At 60.6% G+C, this 15,031-nt stretch carries 14 protein-coding genes; 5 read left to right on the forward strand and 9 right to left on the reverse strand.

Annotated features, from left to right (window positions below):
• Positions 1–51: 51 nt before the first annotated feature.
• The 5 genes from ACIQ3A_RS00490 to ACIQ3A_RS00510 are packed head-to-tail and all read left to right on the forward strand — an operon-like array spanning position 52 to position 4,976.
• Positions 52–1,002: a S1C family serine protease gene (locus tag ACIQ3A_RS00490; protein WP_396429778.1), complete on the forward strand. Its 951-nt coding sequence runs from the start codon at positions 52–54 to the stop codon at positions 1,000–1,002.
• A 37-nt stretch (positions 1,003–1,039) separates the two neighbouring features.
• Positions 1,040–2,077 (forward strand): AAA family ATPase, encoded by a 1,038-nt coding sequence (locus tag ACIQ3A_RS00495; RefSeq protein WP_396429779.1) that lies wholly within the window; start codon positions 1,040–1,042, stop codon positions 2,075–2,077.
• Positions 2,058–3,125: a DUF58 domain-containing protein gene (locus ACIQ3A_RS00500; protein WP_396429780.1), complete on the forward strand. Its 1,068-nt coding sequence runs from the start codon at positions 2,058–2,060 to the stop codon at positions 3,123–3,125. Before ACIQ3A_RS00495 ends, ACIQ3A_RS00500 begins: the two co-directional genes overlap by 20 nt.
• Positions 3,118–4,215, forward strand: a complete 1,098-nt coding sequence (locus tag ACIQ3A_RS00505) for a VWA domain-containing protein (RefSeq protein ID WP_396429781.1) — start codon at positions 3,118–3,120, stop codon at positions 4,213–4,215. Before ACIQ3A_RS00500 ends, ACIQ3A_RS00505 begins: the two co-directional genes overlap by 8 nt.
• A gap of 53 nt (positions 4,216–4,268) precedes the next feature.
• A complete protein-coding gene (locus tag ACIQ3A_RS00510) occupies positions 4,269–4,976 on the forward strand; it encodes a hypothetical protein (RefSeq protein ID WP_396429782.1) in 708 nt (235 codons plus the stop codon).
• A gap of 83 nt (positions 4,977–5,059) precedes the next feature.
• Here the strand turns inward: ACIQ3A_RS00510 and ACIQ3A_RS00515 are convergent, their stop codons facing one another.
• Genes ACIQ3A_RS00515 through ACIQ3A_RS00555 form a run of 9 tightly spaced genes read right to left on the reverse strand, consistent with a single transcriptional unit; the run spans position 5,060 to position 14,962 of the window.
• Positions 5,060–5,551 carry a GNAT family N-acetyltransferase gene (locus ACIQ3A_RS00515; RefSeq protein WP_396429783.1) on the reverse strand — a complete coding sequence of 164 codons (492 nt, stop codon included), beginning with the start codon at positions 5,549–5,551 and terminating at the stop codon, positions 5,060–5,062.
• On the reverse strand, positions 5,548–6,429 hold the full coding sequence (locus ACIQ3A_RS00520) for an oxaloacetate decarboxylase (RefSeq protein ID WP_396429784.1): 882 nt from the start codon (positions 6,427–6,429) through the stop codon (positions 5,548–5,550). Before ACIQ3A_RS00520 ends, ACIQ3A_RS00515 begins: the two co-directional genes overlap by 4 nt.
• Positions 6,426–7,829 carry an FAD-dependent oxidoreductase gene (locus ACIQ3A_RS00525; protein WP_396429785.1) on the reverse strand — a complete coding sequence of 468 codons (1,404 nt, stop codon included), beginning with the start codon at positions 7,827–7,829 and terminating at the stop codon, positions 6,426–6,428. Before ACIQ3A_RS00525 ends, ACIQ3A_RS00520 begins: the two co-directional genes overlap by 4 nt.
• A gap of 4 nt (positions 7,830–7,833) precedes the next feature.
• Entirely contained in the window at positions 7,834–8,436 is a 603-nt protein-coding gene (locus tag ACIQ3A_RS00530; RefSeq protein ID WP_396429787.1) for a cysteine hydrolase family protein, read from the reverse strand.
• A complete protein-coding gene (locus tag ACIQ3A_RS00535; protein ID WP_396429788.1) occupies positions 8,433–10,517 on the reverse strand; it encodes a hydantoinase/oxoprolinase family protein in 2,085 nt (694 codons plus the stop codon). Before ACIQ3A_RS00535 ends, ACIQ3A_RS00530 begins: the two co-directional genes overlap by 4 nt.
• Positions 10,514–12,196 carry a hydantoinase B/oxoprolinase family protein gene (locus ACIQ3A_RS00540; protein WP_396429789.1) on the reverse strand — a complete coding sequence of 561 codons (1,683 nt, stop codon included), beginning with the start codon at positions 12,194–12,196 and terminating at the stop codon, positions 10,514–10,516. The genes ACIQ3A_RS00535 and ACIQ3A_RS00540 overlap by 4 nt, the downstream gene beginning before the upstream one ends.
• A 5-nt stretch (positions 12,197–12,201) precedes the next feature.
• Complete coding sequence (locus ACIQ3A_RS00545) at positions 12,202–12,705, reverse strand: 3-isopropylmalate dehydratase (protein WP_396429790.1); 504 nt, start codon at positions 12,703–12,705, stop codon at positions 12,202–12,204.
• On the reverse strand, positions 12,702–13,988 hold the full coding sequence (locus ACIQ3A_RS00550; protein WP_396429791.1) for a 3-isopropylmalate dehydratase large subunit: 1,287 nt from the start codon (positions 13,986–13,988) through the stop codon (positions 12,702–12,704). Before ACIQ3A_RS00550 ends, ACIQ3A_RS00545 begins: the two co-directional genes overlap by 4 nt.
• Positions 13,985–14,962, reverse strand: coding sequence for a Bug family tripartite tricarboxylate transporter substrate binding protein (locus ACIQ3A_RS00555; protein WP_396429792.1), 978 nt, complete (start codon positions 14,960–14,962; stop codon positions 13,985–13,987). Before ACIQ3A_RS00555 ends, ACIQ3A_RS00550 begins: the two co-directional genes overlap by 4 nt.
• Positions 14,963–15,031 lie beyond the last annotated feature (69 nt).

Below are 15,031 nucleotides of genomic sequence, written 5' to 3' on the forward strand. Positions count from 1 at the left end.
TGGTGGTTTAAAAGACGACTTGCCACTGTATCACCGAAGGCCCTGACAACGATGAAACGCGCCGCACTCTACAGCCGTCGACCGACTGCACATGGAGAAAAAGACACGCCGGGCATGCACGCGACTGTGCATGCCAAGACACCTGCTTCTGCGGTGGCCACTGGCCATCAAGCCACAGCTTCAAATGCCTCGGGCGGTGGCCATACCAAGCTATTTCAGCGCTGGCCGCTTTGGACTGCTTTGCTGTTGTGCGCCCTGCTCACGGCCGCACTCACCTGGGCACTCACCCGCCATTTGAATGCACCCAAACCACTGACACAGGCTGACATCAATGCGGCTGTTTTGCACACACTGAACACCCAAGACCTGCCATCGAGAGCGGCCCGTGCAGCGCAACTGATCGGCCCTTCCGTGGTGCGCGTGCGAACCCAGGACGAAGACAAGAAGAACCCCCAAGGCGAGATGCAAGACAGTGGTGTGGGCTCGGGCGTGGTCATCTCAGACGACGGTGTCATCTTGACCAACCTGCATGTCGTGCAAGGCGCCAAACGCATCCGGGTGACTTTTGCCGATGGCCTGGAATCCGATGCGCAGGTGGTCGCCGTACAACCCGAAAACGACCTGGCTGTGATCAAGGCAAGCCGCCTGCCGGATGACCTGCAACCCGCCACGCTGGGCAGCAGCCAAAGCTTGCAGCCAGGCGATGAGGTGGTGGCCGTTGGGTTTCCGTTTGGCATTGGGCCCTCTGTCTCGGCTGGTGTTGTCTCAGGCCTGAACCGGCAATTCGGTGCGGAAGGCAAAAGCATCATGCGCGGCCTCATCCAGGCCGATGCAGCCGCCAACCCCGGCAACTCGGGTGGGCCCCTCATCAACATGGCTGGCGAAGTGGTCGGCATCGTCACCGCCATCTTGAACCCCACCTCGGCCCGCACCTTCATCGGCATCGTGTTTGCCGCCACCATTGAAAGTGCCAGCCAGGGCATGGGCATCTCACCATTTTGATTTTTTCCTGACCATTCGATATAGAAAGGCCTTGTGCATGAACCCCTCTGATTTGGCATGGAACCAGGGCGCGGCGCCCCAAAACTCAAGCGTGAATGCAGCATTGATGGAACGTGTGCTGTACGAAGTTAAGCGCGTGGTGGTCGGGCAAGACGCCTTTCTGGAGCGCATTTTGGTGGCCATCCTGGCGCAAGGCCACCTGCTGATCGAGGGGGTTCCGGGGCTGGCCAAAACCCTCACAGTGAACACACTCTCGCAAGCCGTTCGCGGCAGCTTTAAGCGCATTCAGTTCACCCCCGACCTGCTGCCTGCCGACCTGATTGGCACGCGCATGTACAACCAGAAAAACAGCGAATTCAGCACCGTGCTGGGGCCGGTATTTGCCAACTTGCTGCTGGCCGACGAGATCAACCGCGCACCGGCCAAAGTGCAAAGCGCCTTGCTTGAGGTCATGCAGGAACGGCAAGTGACGATTGCGGGCGAAACCCACGCCGTGCCCCGGCCTTTTTTGGTGATGGCCACCCAAAACCCAATTGAAACAGAAGGCACCTACCCATTGCCCGAAGCCCAGGTGGACCGCTTCATGATGAAGGTGTTGGTGGGTTACCCCACTGAAGAGGAAGAGTTCGTGATCGTGCAAAGGGTCACCGGCATACCGGCCACCGCCGCTGCTGTGGCAGACACGGCACAACTGATGGCGCTGCAAGCTCAATGTCGGCAGGGTTACGTCGATCCCGCCTTGGTGCAATACGCTGTCAAACTGGTCTCCGCCACGCGCGACCCGGTGCGCTGTGGCTTGCCCGAACTGGCCCCCTACCTGACCTTTGGCGCCAGCCCACGCGCCACCATCAGCCTGGTCGAAGGCGCAAGGGCATTGGCTTTCTTGCGCGGGCGGTCCTATGCGTTGCCGCAAGACATGATCGACCTGGCGCCCGATGTGTTGCGCCACCGCTTGGTGCTGTCTTATGAAGCCCTGTCAGACGGCATGACGGCCGATGCGCTGATCCTGAAAATTTTGCAGGCTGTGCCCGCACCCGACAAGCCATTGGACCGCCATGTTCAGCTTTCTGCGTAAGCCCAAAACCCCAACGGCATCGCTGCCCGCAGACGAGCCAAGCGTTGCGGCCAGCGCAGATCCGTCAGGCACCGGGGCCCCATTCGCACAGGCTAAAAAATGGCTGCAACGGCTTGAATGGACCGTCATTAAACGGCTCGATGGCCAGTTGCAAGGCGACTACCGCAGCCTTTTTCGTGGCGTGGGTCTGGTGCTGGCCGATCTGCGCGAATACCAGTCCCACGATGATGTGCGCCACATCGACTGGAACGTGACAGCGCGCATGCAAACGCCATATGTGCGCGAACACCAGGAAGACCGCGAAGTGGCCGCGTGGTTTGTCGTCGACTTGTCAGGCTCGGTCGACTTCGGCTCAGGTCCCACCACCAAACGGCAACTGGCCTGCGACACGGTTTTGGTGCTGTCCAAAATGCTGACCCAACATGGCAACCGTGTGGGTGTCATGCTCTTCACCGGCCAGGCCTATGCCCAAAGTGTCTTGCCCGCCCGCTCCGGCCGACGCCATCTTTTGCACGTAGCCCACCAATTGCTGCATGCTGGACAAAGCCCTTCGCCTGGCCCCCGGACCACGCTGCTGAGCCAATGGCTATCGCAAGCCCATTCGCTGGTCAGGCGGCGCTCTGTGGTCTTTGTGGTGTCTGACTTCATCAGTGCACCTGGCTGGGAAAAGAACCTGTCCATGCTGGCTCGCCGCCATGAAGTCGTAGCCGTTCGCCTGCACGACCCCCTGGAGTTGACCTGGCCCGACAGCGGCATGGTGTTGATGCAAGACGCCGAATCCGGCGAGCAATTGCTGGTGGATGGCAACGACACCGGATTTCGCAATCGCTTTGCGGCACTGGCTCAACAACGCGAGACAGCCCTGCGGGACAGCCTGGCCCATGCCGGCGTGGACTGCCTGGAGCTGCGCACCGACGAAGCGCTTGACCAGGCCCTGCTGCGATTTGCGCAACTGCGCAAACGCGCCAGCCAGTTAAACACTGGCGGCGGCCCCCAAGCCCATCGGGCAACCCAGGCCTTTGCCAGCGGCAGGAGCGTGCATGCCTGAATGGCATTCGATCCAGTTTGTCTGGCCGCGCCTGCTGTGGCTGCTGGTGTGCGTGCCCGTCTGCCTGGGCTTTTACATCGCCTGGCTGCGACAAGGCAGCAGGCGCACCTTGCATGTCACCCCACGTTTCACCCAGCGCGTCGGCGAAAAGCCCAGTTGGCGCTTCACACAACATGCCCCTGCGTTGCTGGTGTTGGTCGGTCTGGCGGGTTTGCTGGTGGCCTTGGCCCGGCCTCAGGCCATCCTGTTGCTGCCCAGCCGCATGGACACGCTGATGCTGGTCATCGACAGTTCGGGCAGCATGCGGGCCAGCGATGTGCAACCCAGTCGCATTGAAGCGGCCCAAGCTGCAGCCAAAAGTTTTGTACTGGGCCAACCCGGTCAGGTCAAGTTGGGGCTGGTCAGCATGGCGGGTGCAGCAGCGCTGGTACAGACGCCCACAGACCAGCGCGACCTGATGCTCCAGGCCATCGACAGCCTGAGCCTGCAGCCTGGCTCAGCCTTGGGCAGCGGCATGGTCATTGCGCTGGATGCCATGCTGCCTGGATCAGGGCTTGATGTGCGAGGCCTCATAGCCGGCGAAACTAGCCCAGACACTGGCACCCCTCTGGGGGGCGACCCCACCGCCAGCGCAGGTGCAACAGGGCCAGCAAAAACCCGCCCCGCCACATTGCCGAAAGTGCCTGCAGGCGCCAACACGGCGGCTGCCATCGTCTTGCTGAGCGACGGACAAAGCAACAGCGGCCCCGATGCCCTCAAAATGGCCCAGGTGGCCGCCGATCTGGGGGTTCGCGTTTACACCGTGGGCGTGGGCACCGTGCAAGGCACACTGCTGAAAGCCCAGGGCATGCAAATGCGCGTGAAACTGGATGAAGACACTTTGAAAAAGATCGCCGACATCACCCGTGGTGAATATTTCAGCGCCCACAACGCCCCTGAGCTGAAGAAGATTTACAACGCACTGAGCCAAAAAATCGTGCTGAAAAAACACCGAATGACCGAAGTCTCTGCCTTGTGCGCCATGCTGGGCATCTTATTGGTCAGTTGGGGCTGTGCACTGGCCTGGTGGCGCCAGGGCAGGATCATTTGACAAGCATCGCCAAGTCCCATCGCCGCATGCGCGCCACGGTTTAAAGTACGCGCATGAATTTGACAGGTGGATGGCATTGGCATTGGCGCGCATGGCGATCACAAGAGCGCTGGGCGCCAGCGTCTGCACAAATTGCAGATTGGCTGATGGCACAAAGCATGCCGCGGCAGCGATTGGTTCTGATTGGAGCCAGCGCGGGCTGGATGCTGCCCACACCGTGGCTGGCGCAATTCAGCGAAATCCACGCTTGGGACATCGACCCCTTGGCTGCGCCCCTGTTTCGCTGGCGACATGGGCAACATCTAAAACGTCACGGGACATCACTGCACCTGCACACGGGCGATGGCCTCGCGCAGTTAACAGACAGCGTGCGGGCCATGCCCGATGCCTTTTTCTGGTTTGACAATGTGCTGGGGCAATTGCGTTTTGTCCAAGAACCGCTGGATGCAGTCAACCGGCGTTTGCGCCAACTGCAACAACAGATGAAACCTGTGGCTTGGGGCAGCGTACACGACCGCATGTCTGGCCCCAGCCTGACCGACCTCCCGCTGCCCACGGCACAAAAGAGCCTTGCCGGTTTGGCCATGGAGACCCGCGAAGGACAAGACTGGTTACAGCGCATCGGTGCGATCAGCCCCTGGCTGGACCACCTGACCGAACAGGTATTGCCCCCAGGCACCCCGGTGCAATACACCGCATGGCCCTTCAAGCCAGGTTATGCGCACTGGCTAGAAATGGGCTGGTGCCCAGCCAGCGCTTGACATCTAGGATCTTGAAATTCGATGCGCCTGCAACGTGACGCAACAGAGGCCTGGACATCTCCGCCTGCGCCTCTTCGCTTGTGTCAGTCCCCAAGGTCCAAAGCCCAGTACTGTCCCACCAGATCATGGCCAAACGAATGGTGGCTTTCTTCTGACAACAGCACAAAACCAGCCTGCTGGTAAATGTGGCGAGCGGCATGAAGGATGTCGTTGGTCCACAAGCTGAGTTTTTGGTAACCCCGGTCCTTGGCAAAAGCGATGCATTCATCGGTCAGACGCCTTCCCAGGCCTGTGCCGCGTGCCTCGGGTTCCACGTAAAGCAAGCGCAACTTGGCCTCGACATCGGACACCTTGACCAGAAACACCGAGCCCACGACACGGCCTTCGCACTCAGCGATCCAAGCGCATTCTTTTTCAGCGTCAAAATTTTTCACAAACAGCGACGCAATCTCGGCCACCATCGCCTCGAACGTGCCGTCCCAGCCATATTCTTGGGCATACAGCAGGCCCTGGCGGTGCGTCACCCAGCCGATATCACCCACCCGCAAGGGGCGCAACACGACGCCTTGCTTCATGTCTGGCCGCCACCCTCGTAATGCTGGCCCAGAGCCAACAGCTGCGGCGTTTCAATGACCGCGTTCAGGCCATCAAAATCGAGCATCTGGTCTTGCCATGGGCGGGTGGTCTGGTGTGCGTGCAAACTGGCGTAGTAGCCCTGCAGGGTGTGCAAAACCGCACGCGCCGTGCCACCCGGAAAAATCACGATTTTGAATCCGCGCTCGCCCAACTCGGCTGCGCTTTGCACTGGCGTCTTGCCGCCTTCGACCATGTTGGCCAACAGTGGCACGCGCTTGGCAAACTGTGCGCAAGCACGGGTCATCTGCTCTTCCGAGCGCAGCGCCTCGATGAACAAGGCGTCGACACCGCATTCCAGGTACTGCTCGGCCCGCTCCATGGCAGCGTCCAGCCCCTCGACTGCCACCGCATCGGTGCGCGCCAGGATCAAGGTGTTCTTGTCTTGCCGCGCGTCGAGTGCAGCATGCAGCTTGCCGCACATTTCAGCCACCGACACCACGCCTTTACCATCCAGATGGCCACAGCGCTTAGGGAAAGTCTGGTCTTCGATCTGGATCATTGCCGCCCCGGCCCGCTCGAAGTCACGCACTGTGCGCTGGGTATTGAGTGCATTGCCAAAGCCGGTGTCAGCGTCAACGATCACGGGAATGTTCACCCGGTCCGTGATGTGGGCCAAGGTTTGCGCTACTTCGGTGGCTGTGGTCAGGCCAATGTCGGAGCGGCCCAGCCGCGTGTAGGCAATCGATGCGCCCGATAAATAAACGGCTTCAAAACCGGCCTGCTGCGCTACCAACGCGGTGAGCGCGTCGTAAACGCCCGGGGCCAGCAGGGGCTGGTTTTGTTGGAGACGTTGGGCCAGAGTTTGGCGTTGGCTCATAAGGCTGCATCCTTCAATAGTTGTTGCGCAGTCTGAGCTGCGATGTGCCCACCCGCGATGGCGCTGAGAAGACCATTGCCTGACAAATAGCCCCACACAGCCTGCCCCGAGACGCCCCGCGCTGCGCCTCCTGCTGCCAGTAAATTGGGCAAGGGTGTGCCGTCCTCACGCAGCACACGGGCTTGCGCATCAATGTCCAGCCCCCCCTGGGTGTGGAACAAGGCGCCTGTGACCTTGATGGCATGAAAGGGCGCTTGCAGTGCGCGTTTGAAAGAGCGGCCCGTGGCCTTATCGGTCATCGGCCGAATTGCGCTCAAGGTGGCTTGCAAGGTGCCCAGCGAACACCCGATCAGTTGCGCCAGTGCTGCAGCATCCGCAGCGTGTTGCACAGCGCCTGCGTTTTGCGCTGAGACAAAATCTGGGAAGTCTTGCGCAAAGGCCAACAAGGCATCGTCAAACACATTCCAGGCCACACCACCGGGCTGCGCCAGCACCTGCACCGCCGCCTCGGAGTAACCCCGGGTTTCATTGTGAAAGCGCTCGCCGTGGGCATTGATCTGAACGCCACCTTCCATCATCAGCGCCCACGAAATCAAAGCGCCTTGCGGTACAGCCCAAGAGCCATGGCCCTGATAAGCGCCCAAGTCGGCCAGACGCGCACCCAGCTGACGGCCCCAGGCGATGGCACTGCCATCGTTGCCCACATGACCTGCATAAGTGGCCTCTGCCATCTCGGGCAACAGCTCATTGACCATGGATTTTGCCCCGCCAAACCCGTTGCAAGCCAGCAGAACCACATCGCAACGTAGGCGTTCGACCTGGCCATCAGGCCTGACAAAACCCACCCCATGGATGCGCTGCTGCCTGTCGGCCCAAAGCTCGGTGACTTGAGATTGGGTGAGCACCACCACGCCTGCGGCATCGGCAGCCGCTTGCAGGCGGCTCATCAGACCAGCACCCGTTTTTTCAGGCACGGCATGCATTCGGTGAACGCTGTGACCGGGATACATGAAATTGTCCAGCACCTGCCAAGGCAGACCGTGATGATTCGCCAAGGCATCAAGCGCCGGACCAATGTGTTGGGCATAGGCCTGCACCAGGTGCGGCGCGGCCTGGCCATGGGCCTTGGCCTGGATGTCCGCGGCAAAGGCTTCCGCGCTGTCGGTGATGCCCTGAGACTGTTGCGCCTGCGTGCAGGGCGCTGGCACAAAGCCGGACGATAAGGCGGTCGAGCCTGCTGCAAACGCATCGCGTTCAAGAACCACACAATCCACGCCTAGCCTGTGCAGGGCCAGCGCGGCCGTGAGGCCACAAGCACCCGCACCCACGATCACCACCGGTGTCTTCTCCTCAGCTTGCAGCTCGGCAGCGGGGCAAACTTTGGGCAACTTCGCACTCATGGTTTCAGCCCAGCTGCTTCAGAAAATCAGCGCTGGTCATGACCTCTGCCACCGAGCCCATATCGGCCAGCGCCGCCTGGTGTGCGCTTTCACTGAAAGCAGCACAACCGTCCGACAAAACGATGACGTGGTAATCGCGCACATGCGCATCGCGCACCGTGCTGGCCACACCGCCGTTGGTCACAATGCCACACACCACCAGGGTGTCGATGCCCGATTTTTTCAGTACCCAGTCAAGCTGCGTGTTGAAAAAAGCCGAATAGGCTACTTTGAACACCGACACATCGACCAGCGGCGCCAACAGATCCACATTGGCCTGGCCCCAGCTTCCCGGTGCAAAGTCACCCTTGCGCAAAAAAGGGCGGCGCTCTTTCAGGTGCGCCGAAATCATGGGCTCGCCCTTTGCGTCAGGCCACAGTGTGAACAGGCTGGCTGTGACCAGTCCGCCGCGTCCTTTGATGGCCCGCGCCACAGGGGCCATGCGCTCAGGCAGCTTCACCGCCTCGGCGCTCAATGTGTTACCCCGGGCATAGGCGCCGTCAGAGGCCAAAAAGTCGTTTTGCAAGTCAACGATGACCATGCCCAGTTTGGCGTTTTTCAGCTTCATGTTGTGCGCTCCACAAGCAAGTTGCCCAGTTTGTCGACCCGACCTTCAAAGTCGGGCTCCAACCAAACCGTGGTGTCAGGCTGTTCCAAAATGGCAGGGCCTTGCACCAGCGTGCCCACGGGCAGACTCAGACGTTCATAACGCCGGGCTGTCCACCACTGGCCTTGGTGGTAAACCTGCTGCTCGCCCACCGGGGTGATGCGCCCCTCGCCTTGTGGGGCCAGCACCGCCAAATCAAACTTGGGACGACGCCCGATGCGGGCATAGCGCAGGTTCATGACACGAATCACCGGGCCCTTCAGTACGCGGCCAAAGGCGTGCTGGTAAGCGATTTCAAATGCAGCCAATACCCCCGCCGCATTTAAATGTTCACGCATCACCGGCACTTGCAAGGTATGGGTCTGCCCCATGTAGAGCATGTCAAAACTGATGGCTTCGTCCGTGCGCACAAAATGAACGCCTGCCGAATCCAGTCTCACCTGACAAGCTTCAGCCAGGCTGTCCACGCGCTCCAGCAAAGCAGGCCAGGCCACATCGGCCAAGGCCACGTTCAGGGTTTGAACCGCATCATGGCGCATGTCAGCCATCACGCAACCCAGCGCCGAAGTGACACCCGGGTAACGCGGCACGATCCCGGTGGTCACGCCCACCTCGCGCATCATGGCGCAGACATGCAAGCCACCACCGCCCCCAAAAGGCATGTAGGCAAACTGACGCGGATCGTGCCCACGCTCAATTGACACCAGGCGAATCGCACCCGCCATGCGGGCGTTGGCCACCGTCAAGATCGCTTCGGCAGCGGCCAGTGCCGTCAGACCCAAAGGCTCGCCCACATGCTGTGCAATGGCTTTTTCAGACAGTCCCGAGTCCAGTGCCTGCAACAGACCCCCTCCAAGGGGTCGGTCGGCGGCAATGCGGCCGAGCAGCACATTGGCATCGGTCACGGTGGGGCGTGTGTTGCCGCGCCCGTAGCAGGCCGGGCCGGGAATGCTGCCCGCGGACTCGGGGCCAACCTGCAACATGCCCCCTGCATCGACCGAAGCGATCGACCCACCCCCAGCACCGATGGTCTCGATCTGGATCATGGGCGAGCGCACCACCAAACCAAAGGCAATGGAAGTTTGCGCTGCCAGCGCTGCCTCACCACCCGCCACCAGCGACACATCAAATGAAGTGCCTCCAATATCACCGGTGATGACGTTGTCAAAACCCGAAGCACGGGCGATTTCGGCGCAAGCCATCACGCCCGCTGCAGGACCCGACAAGGCCGTGCGCACTGGCACATCACAAGCCGTCTGGCGAGACATCACGCCACCATTGCTTTGCACGATCAGCAATTCACCGTCAAAACCCTGAGCACGCAGATCACCGTCCAAGCGCTCCAAGTAGCTGCCCACCAAAGGCTGCAAAGCGGCATTGAGTGTGGCGGTGGAGCAGCGCTCGAACTCACGAATTTCGGGCAGCACTTCGTTGGCGGCTGTCACATGGCTGTTGGGCCAGATTTCGCGCACCGCCGCCACAGCAGCTTGTTCATTCGAAGGGTTGGCATAAGCATGCACGAAGAAGACGCACACAGCTTCACAGCCTTCAGCCAGCAGGGCGTGGGCTTGTTCGCGCACCTGCCCCAAATCGACCGGGGTGTGCACCTGACCATCGGCCAACACACGCTCATCTACTTCTAGGCGCCAGGCCCGCGGCACGACAGGGGTGTAGCTGCCGCGCAAGCCCCAGGTTTGTGGGCGATCGCGGCGACGCATTTCCAGCACATCGCGAAATCCGCGTGTGGTGATGATGCCGGTGCGGGCAATTTTTCTTTCCAGCAAAGCATTGGTGCCGACCGTCGTTCCATGCACGATGGTGGCAATGTCCCTGGCCCCTTCAGAGCCGGTGCTGCCCGTGACTTTGGCGATGCCGTCCATGAAGCCCCGTGCTTCCTCGCCACGCGTCGAGGGCACCTTGACGATCCGGGCTTGACCGGTTTTTTCATCCAACACAAACAGGTCGGTGAAGGTACCGCCGACATCCACACCGACCACCCAATGGGGCGTGTGGGTTGGCTGGCTCACTGCTTGTTCGCTCATGCTTGTTCCTTGGTGTAGCCCAGTGCGGTGTCGCTGGCACGGTCTTTTGCAGTGCGGTCTGCTGGTGCCCCCCAACCACCGCCACCCGGTGTTTGCAGGCGAACACGGTCGCCCTTTTTCAGTTGAATGCCAAGCATCTTGGAGACCATTGGCGGTGTTTTCCATTCGCCGTTTTGGCAGTACTCAAAAACATTGGGCAGCGCAGGCTGGCCACCGTAAATTCCTTTGGGGGCCGACTTGCCGCGCTCACCAAAGATGAAAGCCTCAGCGCTGTCCTCGAGCAGCTCTATCTCGTAAATCGCGCCCAGCCCGCCCCGATGCTGGCCATCGCCGCCAGAGCCAGGGCGCAAGGCCCATTGCGTGAATCGCACCGGATAGGCTGCTTCCAGAATTTCCATGGGCGGGATGGTGGCTGTCGAGATGGGCGCATTGCCGTGCGACAAGCCATCTCCGTCCGAATGACCGCCATGGCCACCACCAAAAAAACTGAACATCACCCAGCGCTGGCCCTTGCGCTTGTTGTCGGTGCGGTGGCCCGCAATCGACAAGGCGTTGATGGTGCCGTAGGCATGGGCCACCGCACGCTGCGGGTCGGCCAAGGCAGTAGCGCTGAAGATCACGTCGATCATGCGCAGAATAGTTTCGGTGTAACCACCCACTGGGCGCGGGCGCGAAGCGCTGATGACCAAGCCATCGGGGATGATGAAGTCCACCGCGTCGAGCACACCCGCATTGGCGGGCACATCAGGAAAAACATGCTTCAGGGCCACATAACAAGCGGCCACTGCCGTAGCGCGAGAGATGTTCACTGGGCCTGCGCATTGCGGCGATGTTCGTGAAAAATCCAGCGTCATCCGATCACCAGCCACGGTCATGTCAAGCGCAATGCTCAGCAGCACATCCTTCACGCCGTCGTTGTCCAGCACATCTTCAAAGCTGTAGCGGCCATCGGGCAGGCTACTGATGTGGGAGCGCATCAGGCGCACGGCACGGCTGCGCAACTCGGTCAGTGCCTGCGCCACTGTGGCATCGCTGTATTCATCGAGCAAACCGTCCAGGCGGCGTGCCCCCAGTTCCAGCGCAGCCAGCTGGCCGTTCAGGTCACCCCACAGGCTGTCGGGCAAGCGGGTGTTGGCCAGCAAAATGGCCAGAACGTCCTCATCCAGCACACCACCGCGGAGAATTCGAACCGGCGGAATCTGCACCGCCTCTTGCCAGCATTCGGTGGCTGCCGGGTTGTAATTGCCGGGCACTGCGCCGCCCACATCGTGCCAGTGCGCGGCAGAAGCCAAAAAGCAATACAACTGCCCGTTGCGAAAACAGGGCTTGACCAGCTTGAAATCGTTGGCGTGTGTGCCGCCTTCGTAAGGATCGTTGAACAACCACACATCGCCCACTTGCATGCCGCCACGCTCTGCGGCTACCCGCATGGCGGCGCGCACGGCAAAGGCCATGGCCCCTACAAAAACCGGCAAACCCGACTTGCCCTGAATCAGGGTGTCACCGGTGGTGGCGTCATACAGGCCGTGACAGGCATCGTGCGCCTCGGCAATGATGGGATTGAAGGCGCTGCGGTAAAGCGTGGCATCCATTTCGTCGGCAATTTGTTCCAGCCGGCCGCGCAGAACAGCCAGCGTGACTGGATCCATCGCGACTGGGGATTGGGGAACTGAATCCATCGGGTTCATGTTGGCTTTCTTTGTTTGAGCAGAGGCAGCAAGCCCCCTGCATCGACCATGTCCATCAAAAATTGGGGAATGGGTGCGCACATCAGGTGCTGGCCATTGGCACGCACCACCTGGGGCATTTCGCCATCCAACTGCAAGCCAACCCGCTCGCCATCTTCGATCTTGTCAGCCTCTTGGCAAGTGAGCAACAACAGGCCCAGGTTGAAGGCGTTGCGAAAATACAAGCCGCTGTAAGAAGGCGCGATCACGGCCGCAAGACCCAGGTGCCGCAGCACTCCCGCCGCCTGTTCTCGCGAAGAACCAATGCCGAAGTTGGCGCCGGCCACGATCACATCGCCCTCGCGCACGCCCGCTGCAAAGTCGGCACGCACCGCCTCCAGACAATGCCGGCCGATCACATCCAGGCCATGCTTCATGTATGCGCCCGGCGCCAGTGCATCGGTGTCCACATCCGCGCCCAAACGCCATACGCGGGTGTTTTGAAACGCGCACGGGTTCATGCCAGAAACTCGCGTGCGTCACTGATACTGCCGCGCAATGCCGAGGCCGCCACGGTGTAGGGCGAGGCCAAATAGACATTCACGCTGGCGGGGCCCATGCGGGCCTTGAAGTTGCGGGCCGTGCTGGAAATCACGGTGGACCCTTCCGGAAAGGTCGCGCCATAACCAGCACAGGCACCGCAACTGTTGGGCAGCACCGTGGCCCCGGCATCTTGCAGGATTTGCATCACACCTTCCTGTGTGGCTTGCACTTGTTCACGGGCGCTGGCAGGTGCCACCATGAGCTGCACGCCTGCTGCCACGCGATGACCTTTGAGCACAGCGGCTGCAGCCCGCAGGTCTTCGAGTTTGGCCCCAGTGCAAGCACCGATGTAGGCAATGCTGGGTTTTATATCGGCAAATTCGGCCACATCACGCGTGTTGGCCGGGCTGTGCGGCGCGGCCACCTGAGGGCTGAGGCTAGAAGCATCAAAATTTTGCTGCTCAAGCTCGGCGCCTTCATCCGTGAACCATTGCTCGGCCCCGATCAGTTTTTCGGGTGCGACACCGATGGCGCGCAAATGATTCAGGGTTGTCTTGTCTGCGGCGATCAAACCGACCTGAGCACCCATTTCAGCACTCATATTGGACAGGGTCATGCGCTCAGCCATGGACAAATTCTGAACGGCTGAACCTGCAAACTCCACCGCCTGGTATTGGCCACCATTCATGCCAAAACGCCCAATCATGTGAAGCATCATGTCCTTGGCCGACACACCGGCTTGTAAGCGACCTGACCAGTGCATGCGCAAAGTGCGCGGAACCTGCACCCAGATTTGACCGGTCACGCATACGCCCAGCATTTCGGTGGCGCCAATGCCAAACATGTAGCAGCCAAATGCCCCCCCTGTGGGGGAATGCGAGTCCCCACCCACACAAAACATGCCGGGCTTTAAATGTCCCCGCTCGGGCAGCACCACATGGCAGATGCCCTCGCTGTCGATCACATGCTTGAGCTTCCATTGTTTGGCGGTATCTCGCGCAATCTGCACGATCTGCTGTGCGTCGGCGTCCTGTGCGGGCACATAGTGGTCAAGCACCAGCACCACTTTTTCGGTGTCCCAAATATGGGCGCCCAGCTCATCGAGCATGGGTTTGAGGCGCCGGGGGCCCGATGAATCATGAAACATGGCCAGGTCCACACTACAGGTCACCACCTCGCCCACCGTCACATGGCTGCGCCCTGCAGCTCGGGCAATGAGCTTTTGGGCCAAGGTTTGAGGCCTCGAATGGGTGGTGCTCATTCGGGTTTGGCTCCTGCGTACTGCACCACCACCCGCCAGCGCAGAATTTCACTCTCTACAAAGCGGGCGAACTCCTCTGGGCTGTTGCCTACAGGGCTTGCACCTTCGTTTTCGATGCGGCGTTTCACCTCGGGTGACTGCACCGCAACGCGAGCCGCATCGGCCAGACGGCGGACCAGATCAGGGCTCATGCGGGCTGGGCCAAACAAGCCAAACCAGGCACTCGATTCATAACCAGGCAAGCTTTCGCCAATGGTGGGCACATCGGGATAAGCGGGTAAGCGCTTGGTACTTGTCACGCCCAGAACCTTGAGCTTGCCTGCCTTGATATGAGATTGCACATTGCCAACAGCGGCAAACATCAAGTCCACCTGGCCAGCCAACAAGTCTTGCACCGCAGGGGCTGTGCCCCGGTAAGGAATATTGACGATGTACGCGCCAGACTTCATTTTGAAAGCATCGCCCGCCATGTGCAGCGACGAGCCCAAAGCGCCAATGGCAAAGTTCATCTGGCCAGGTTTGGCCTTGGCCAAAGCGATCAGCTCTTTGACATTGTTGGCAGGCACTTTGGGGTGGGCCACCAGCAGCGAGGGTGAGGTCGACACCATGGTCAAGGGCGTGAAGTCCTTGACCGGATCAAAAGGCAAACTGGGGTAAAGCGAGGCGTTGATGGCGTGGCTGGTGAAGCTCATGAGCAAAGTACTGCCATCGGGCGAGGACTTGGCCACCGCGTCAGCGGCCAGATTACCGCCGGCACCAGGGCGGTTTTCCACCACCACCGTGCGGCCCAGCTGCGTGCCCAGCACCTGCGCCAATGCGCGTGCCATGGTGTCGGTGGTACCGCCCGCTGGCGCGCCGACCAAAATCTTGATGGGTGGTTGCGGTTGGGCCTGCACGAAACCGCCCCACCCCACACTGGCCAAAGTCATGGCCAGCAAAATGCTTCTGCGAGAAAATGCCATTAGGAGTGTCATGTCAATACAAGGCCTGAAGTTAAGGACCGAACAGGGTGAGCGAGGTGCAACACGCAGTGTTTTTCGTGC

This window comes from Limnohabitans sp. (assembly GCF_044361985.1).
Lineage (GTDB): Bacteria > Pseudomonadota > Gammaproteobacteria > Burkholderiales > Burkholderiaceae_C > Limnohabitans_A.

Excerpts from the sequence above, each read along its gene's own strand:
- ACIQ3A_RS00555 (WP_396429792.1), bottom strand. The coding sequence starts at position 14,962 with ATGACACTCCTAATGGCATTTTCTCGCAGAAGCATTTTGCTGGCCATG.
- ACIQ3A_RS00525 (WP_396429785.1), bottom strand. The coding sequence starts at position 7,829 with ATGAGTGCGAAGTTGCCCAAAGTTTGCCCCGCTGCCGAGCTGCAAGCT.
- ACIQ3A_RS00550 (WP_396429791.1), bottom strand. The coding sequence starts at position 13,988 with ATGAGCACCACCCATTCGAGGCCTCAAACCTTGGCCCAAAAGCTCATT.
- ACIQ3A_RS00495 (WP_396429779.1), top strand. The coding sequence starts at position 1,040 with ATGAACCCCTCTGATTTGGCATGGAACCAGGGCGCGGCGCCCCAAAAC.
- ACIQ3A_RS00535 (WP_396429788.1), bottom strand. The coding sequence starts at position 10,517 with ATGAGCGAACAAGCAGTGAGCCAGCCAACCCACACGCCCCATTGGGTG.
- ACIQ3A_RS00500 (WP_396429780.1), top strand. The coding sequence starts at position 2,058 with ATGTTCAGCTTTCTGCGTAAGCCCAAAACCCCAACGGCATCGCTGCCC.
- ACIQ3A_RS00540 (WP_396429789.1), bottom strand. The coding sequence starts at position 12,196 with ATGGATTCAGTTCCCCAATCCCCAGTCGCGATGGATCCAGTCACGCTG.
- ACIQ3A_RS00530 (WP_396429787.1), bottom strand. The coding sequence starts at position 8,436 with ATGAAGCTGAAAAACGCCAAACTGGGCATGGTCATCGTTGACTTGCAA.
- ACIQ3A_RS00520 (WP_396429784.1), bottom strand. The coding sequence starts at position 6,429 with ATGAGCCAACGCCAAACTCTGGCCCAACGTCTCCAACAAAACCAGCCC.
- ACIQ3A_RS00505 (WP_396429781.1), top strand. The coding sequence starts at position 3,118 with ATGCCTGAATGGCATTCGATCCAGTTTGTCTGGCCGCGCCTGCTGTGG.
- ACIQ3A_RS00545 (WP_396429790.1), bottom strand. The coding sequence starts at position 12,705 with ATGAACCCGTGCGCGTTTCAAAACACCCGCGTATGGCGTTTGGGCGCG.
- ACIQ3A_RS00515 (WP_396429783.1), bottom strand. The coding sequence starts at position 5,551 with ATGAAGCAAGGCGTCGTGTTGCGCCCCTTGCGGGTGGGTGATATCGGC.
- ACIQ3A_RS00510 (WP_396429782.1), top strand. The coding sequence starts at position 4,269 with ATGAATTTGACAGGTGGATGGCATTGGCATTGGCGCGCATGGCGATCA.
- ACIQ3A_RS00490 (WP_396429778.1), top strand. The coding sequence starts at position 52 with ATGAAACGCGCCGCACTCTACAGCCGTCGACCGACTGCACATGGAGAA.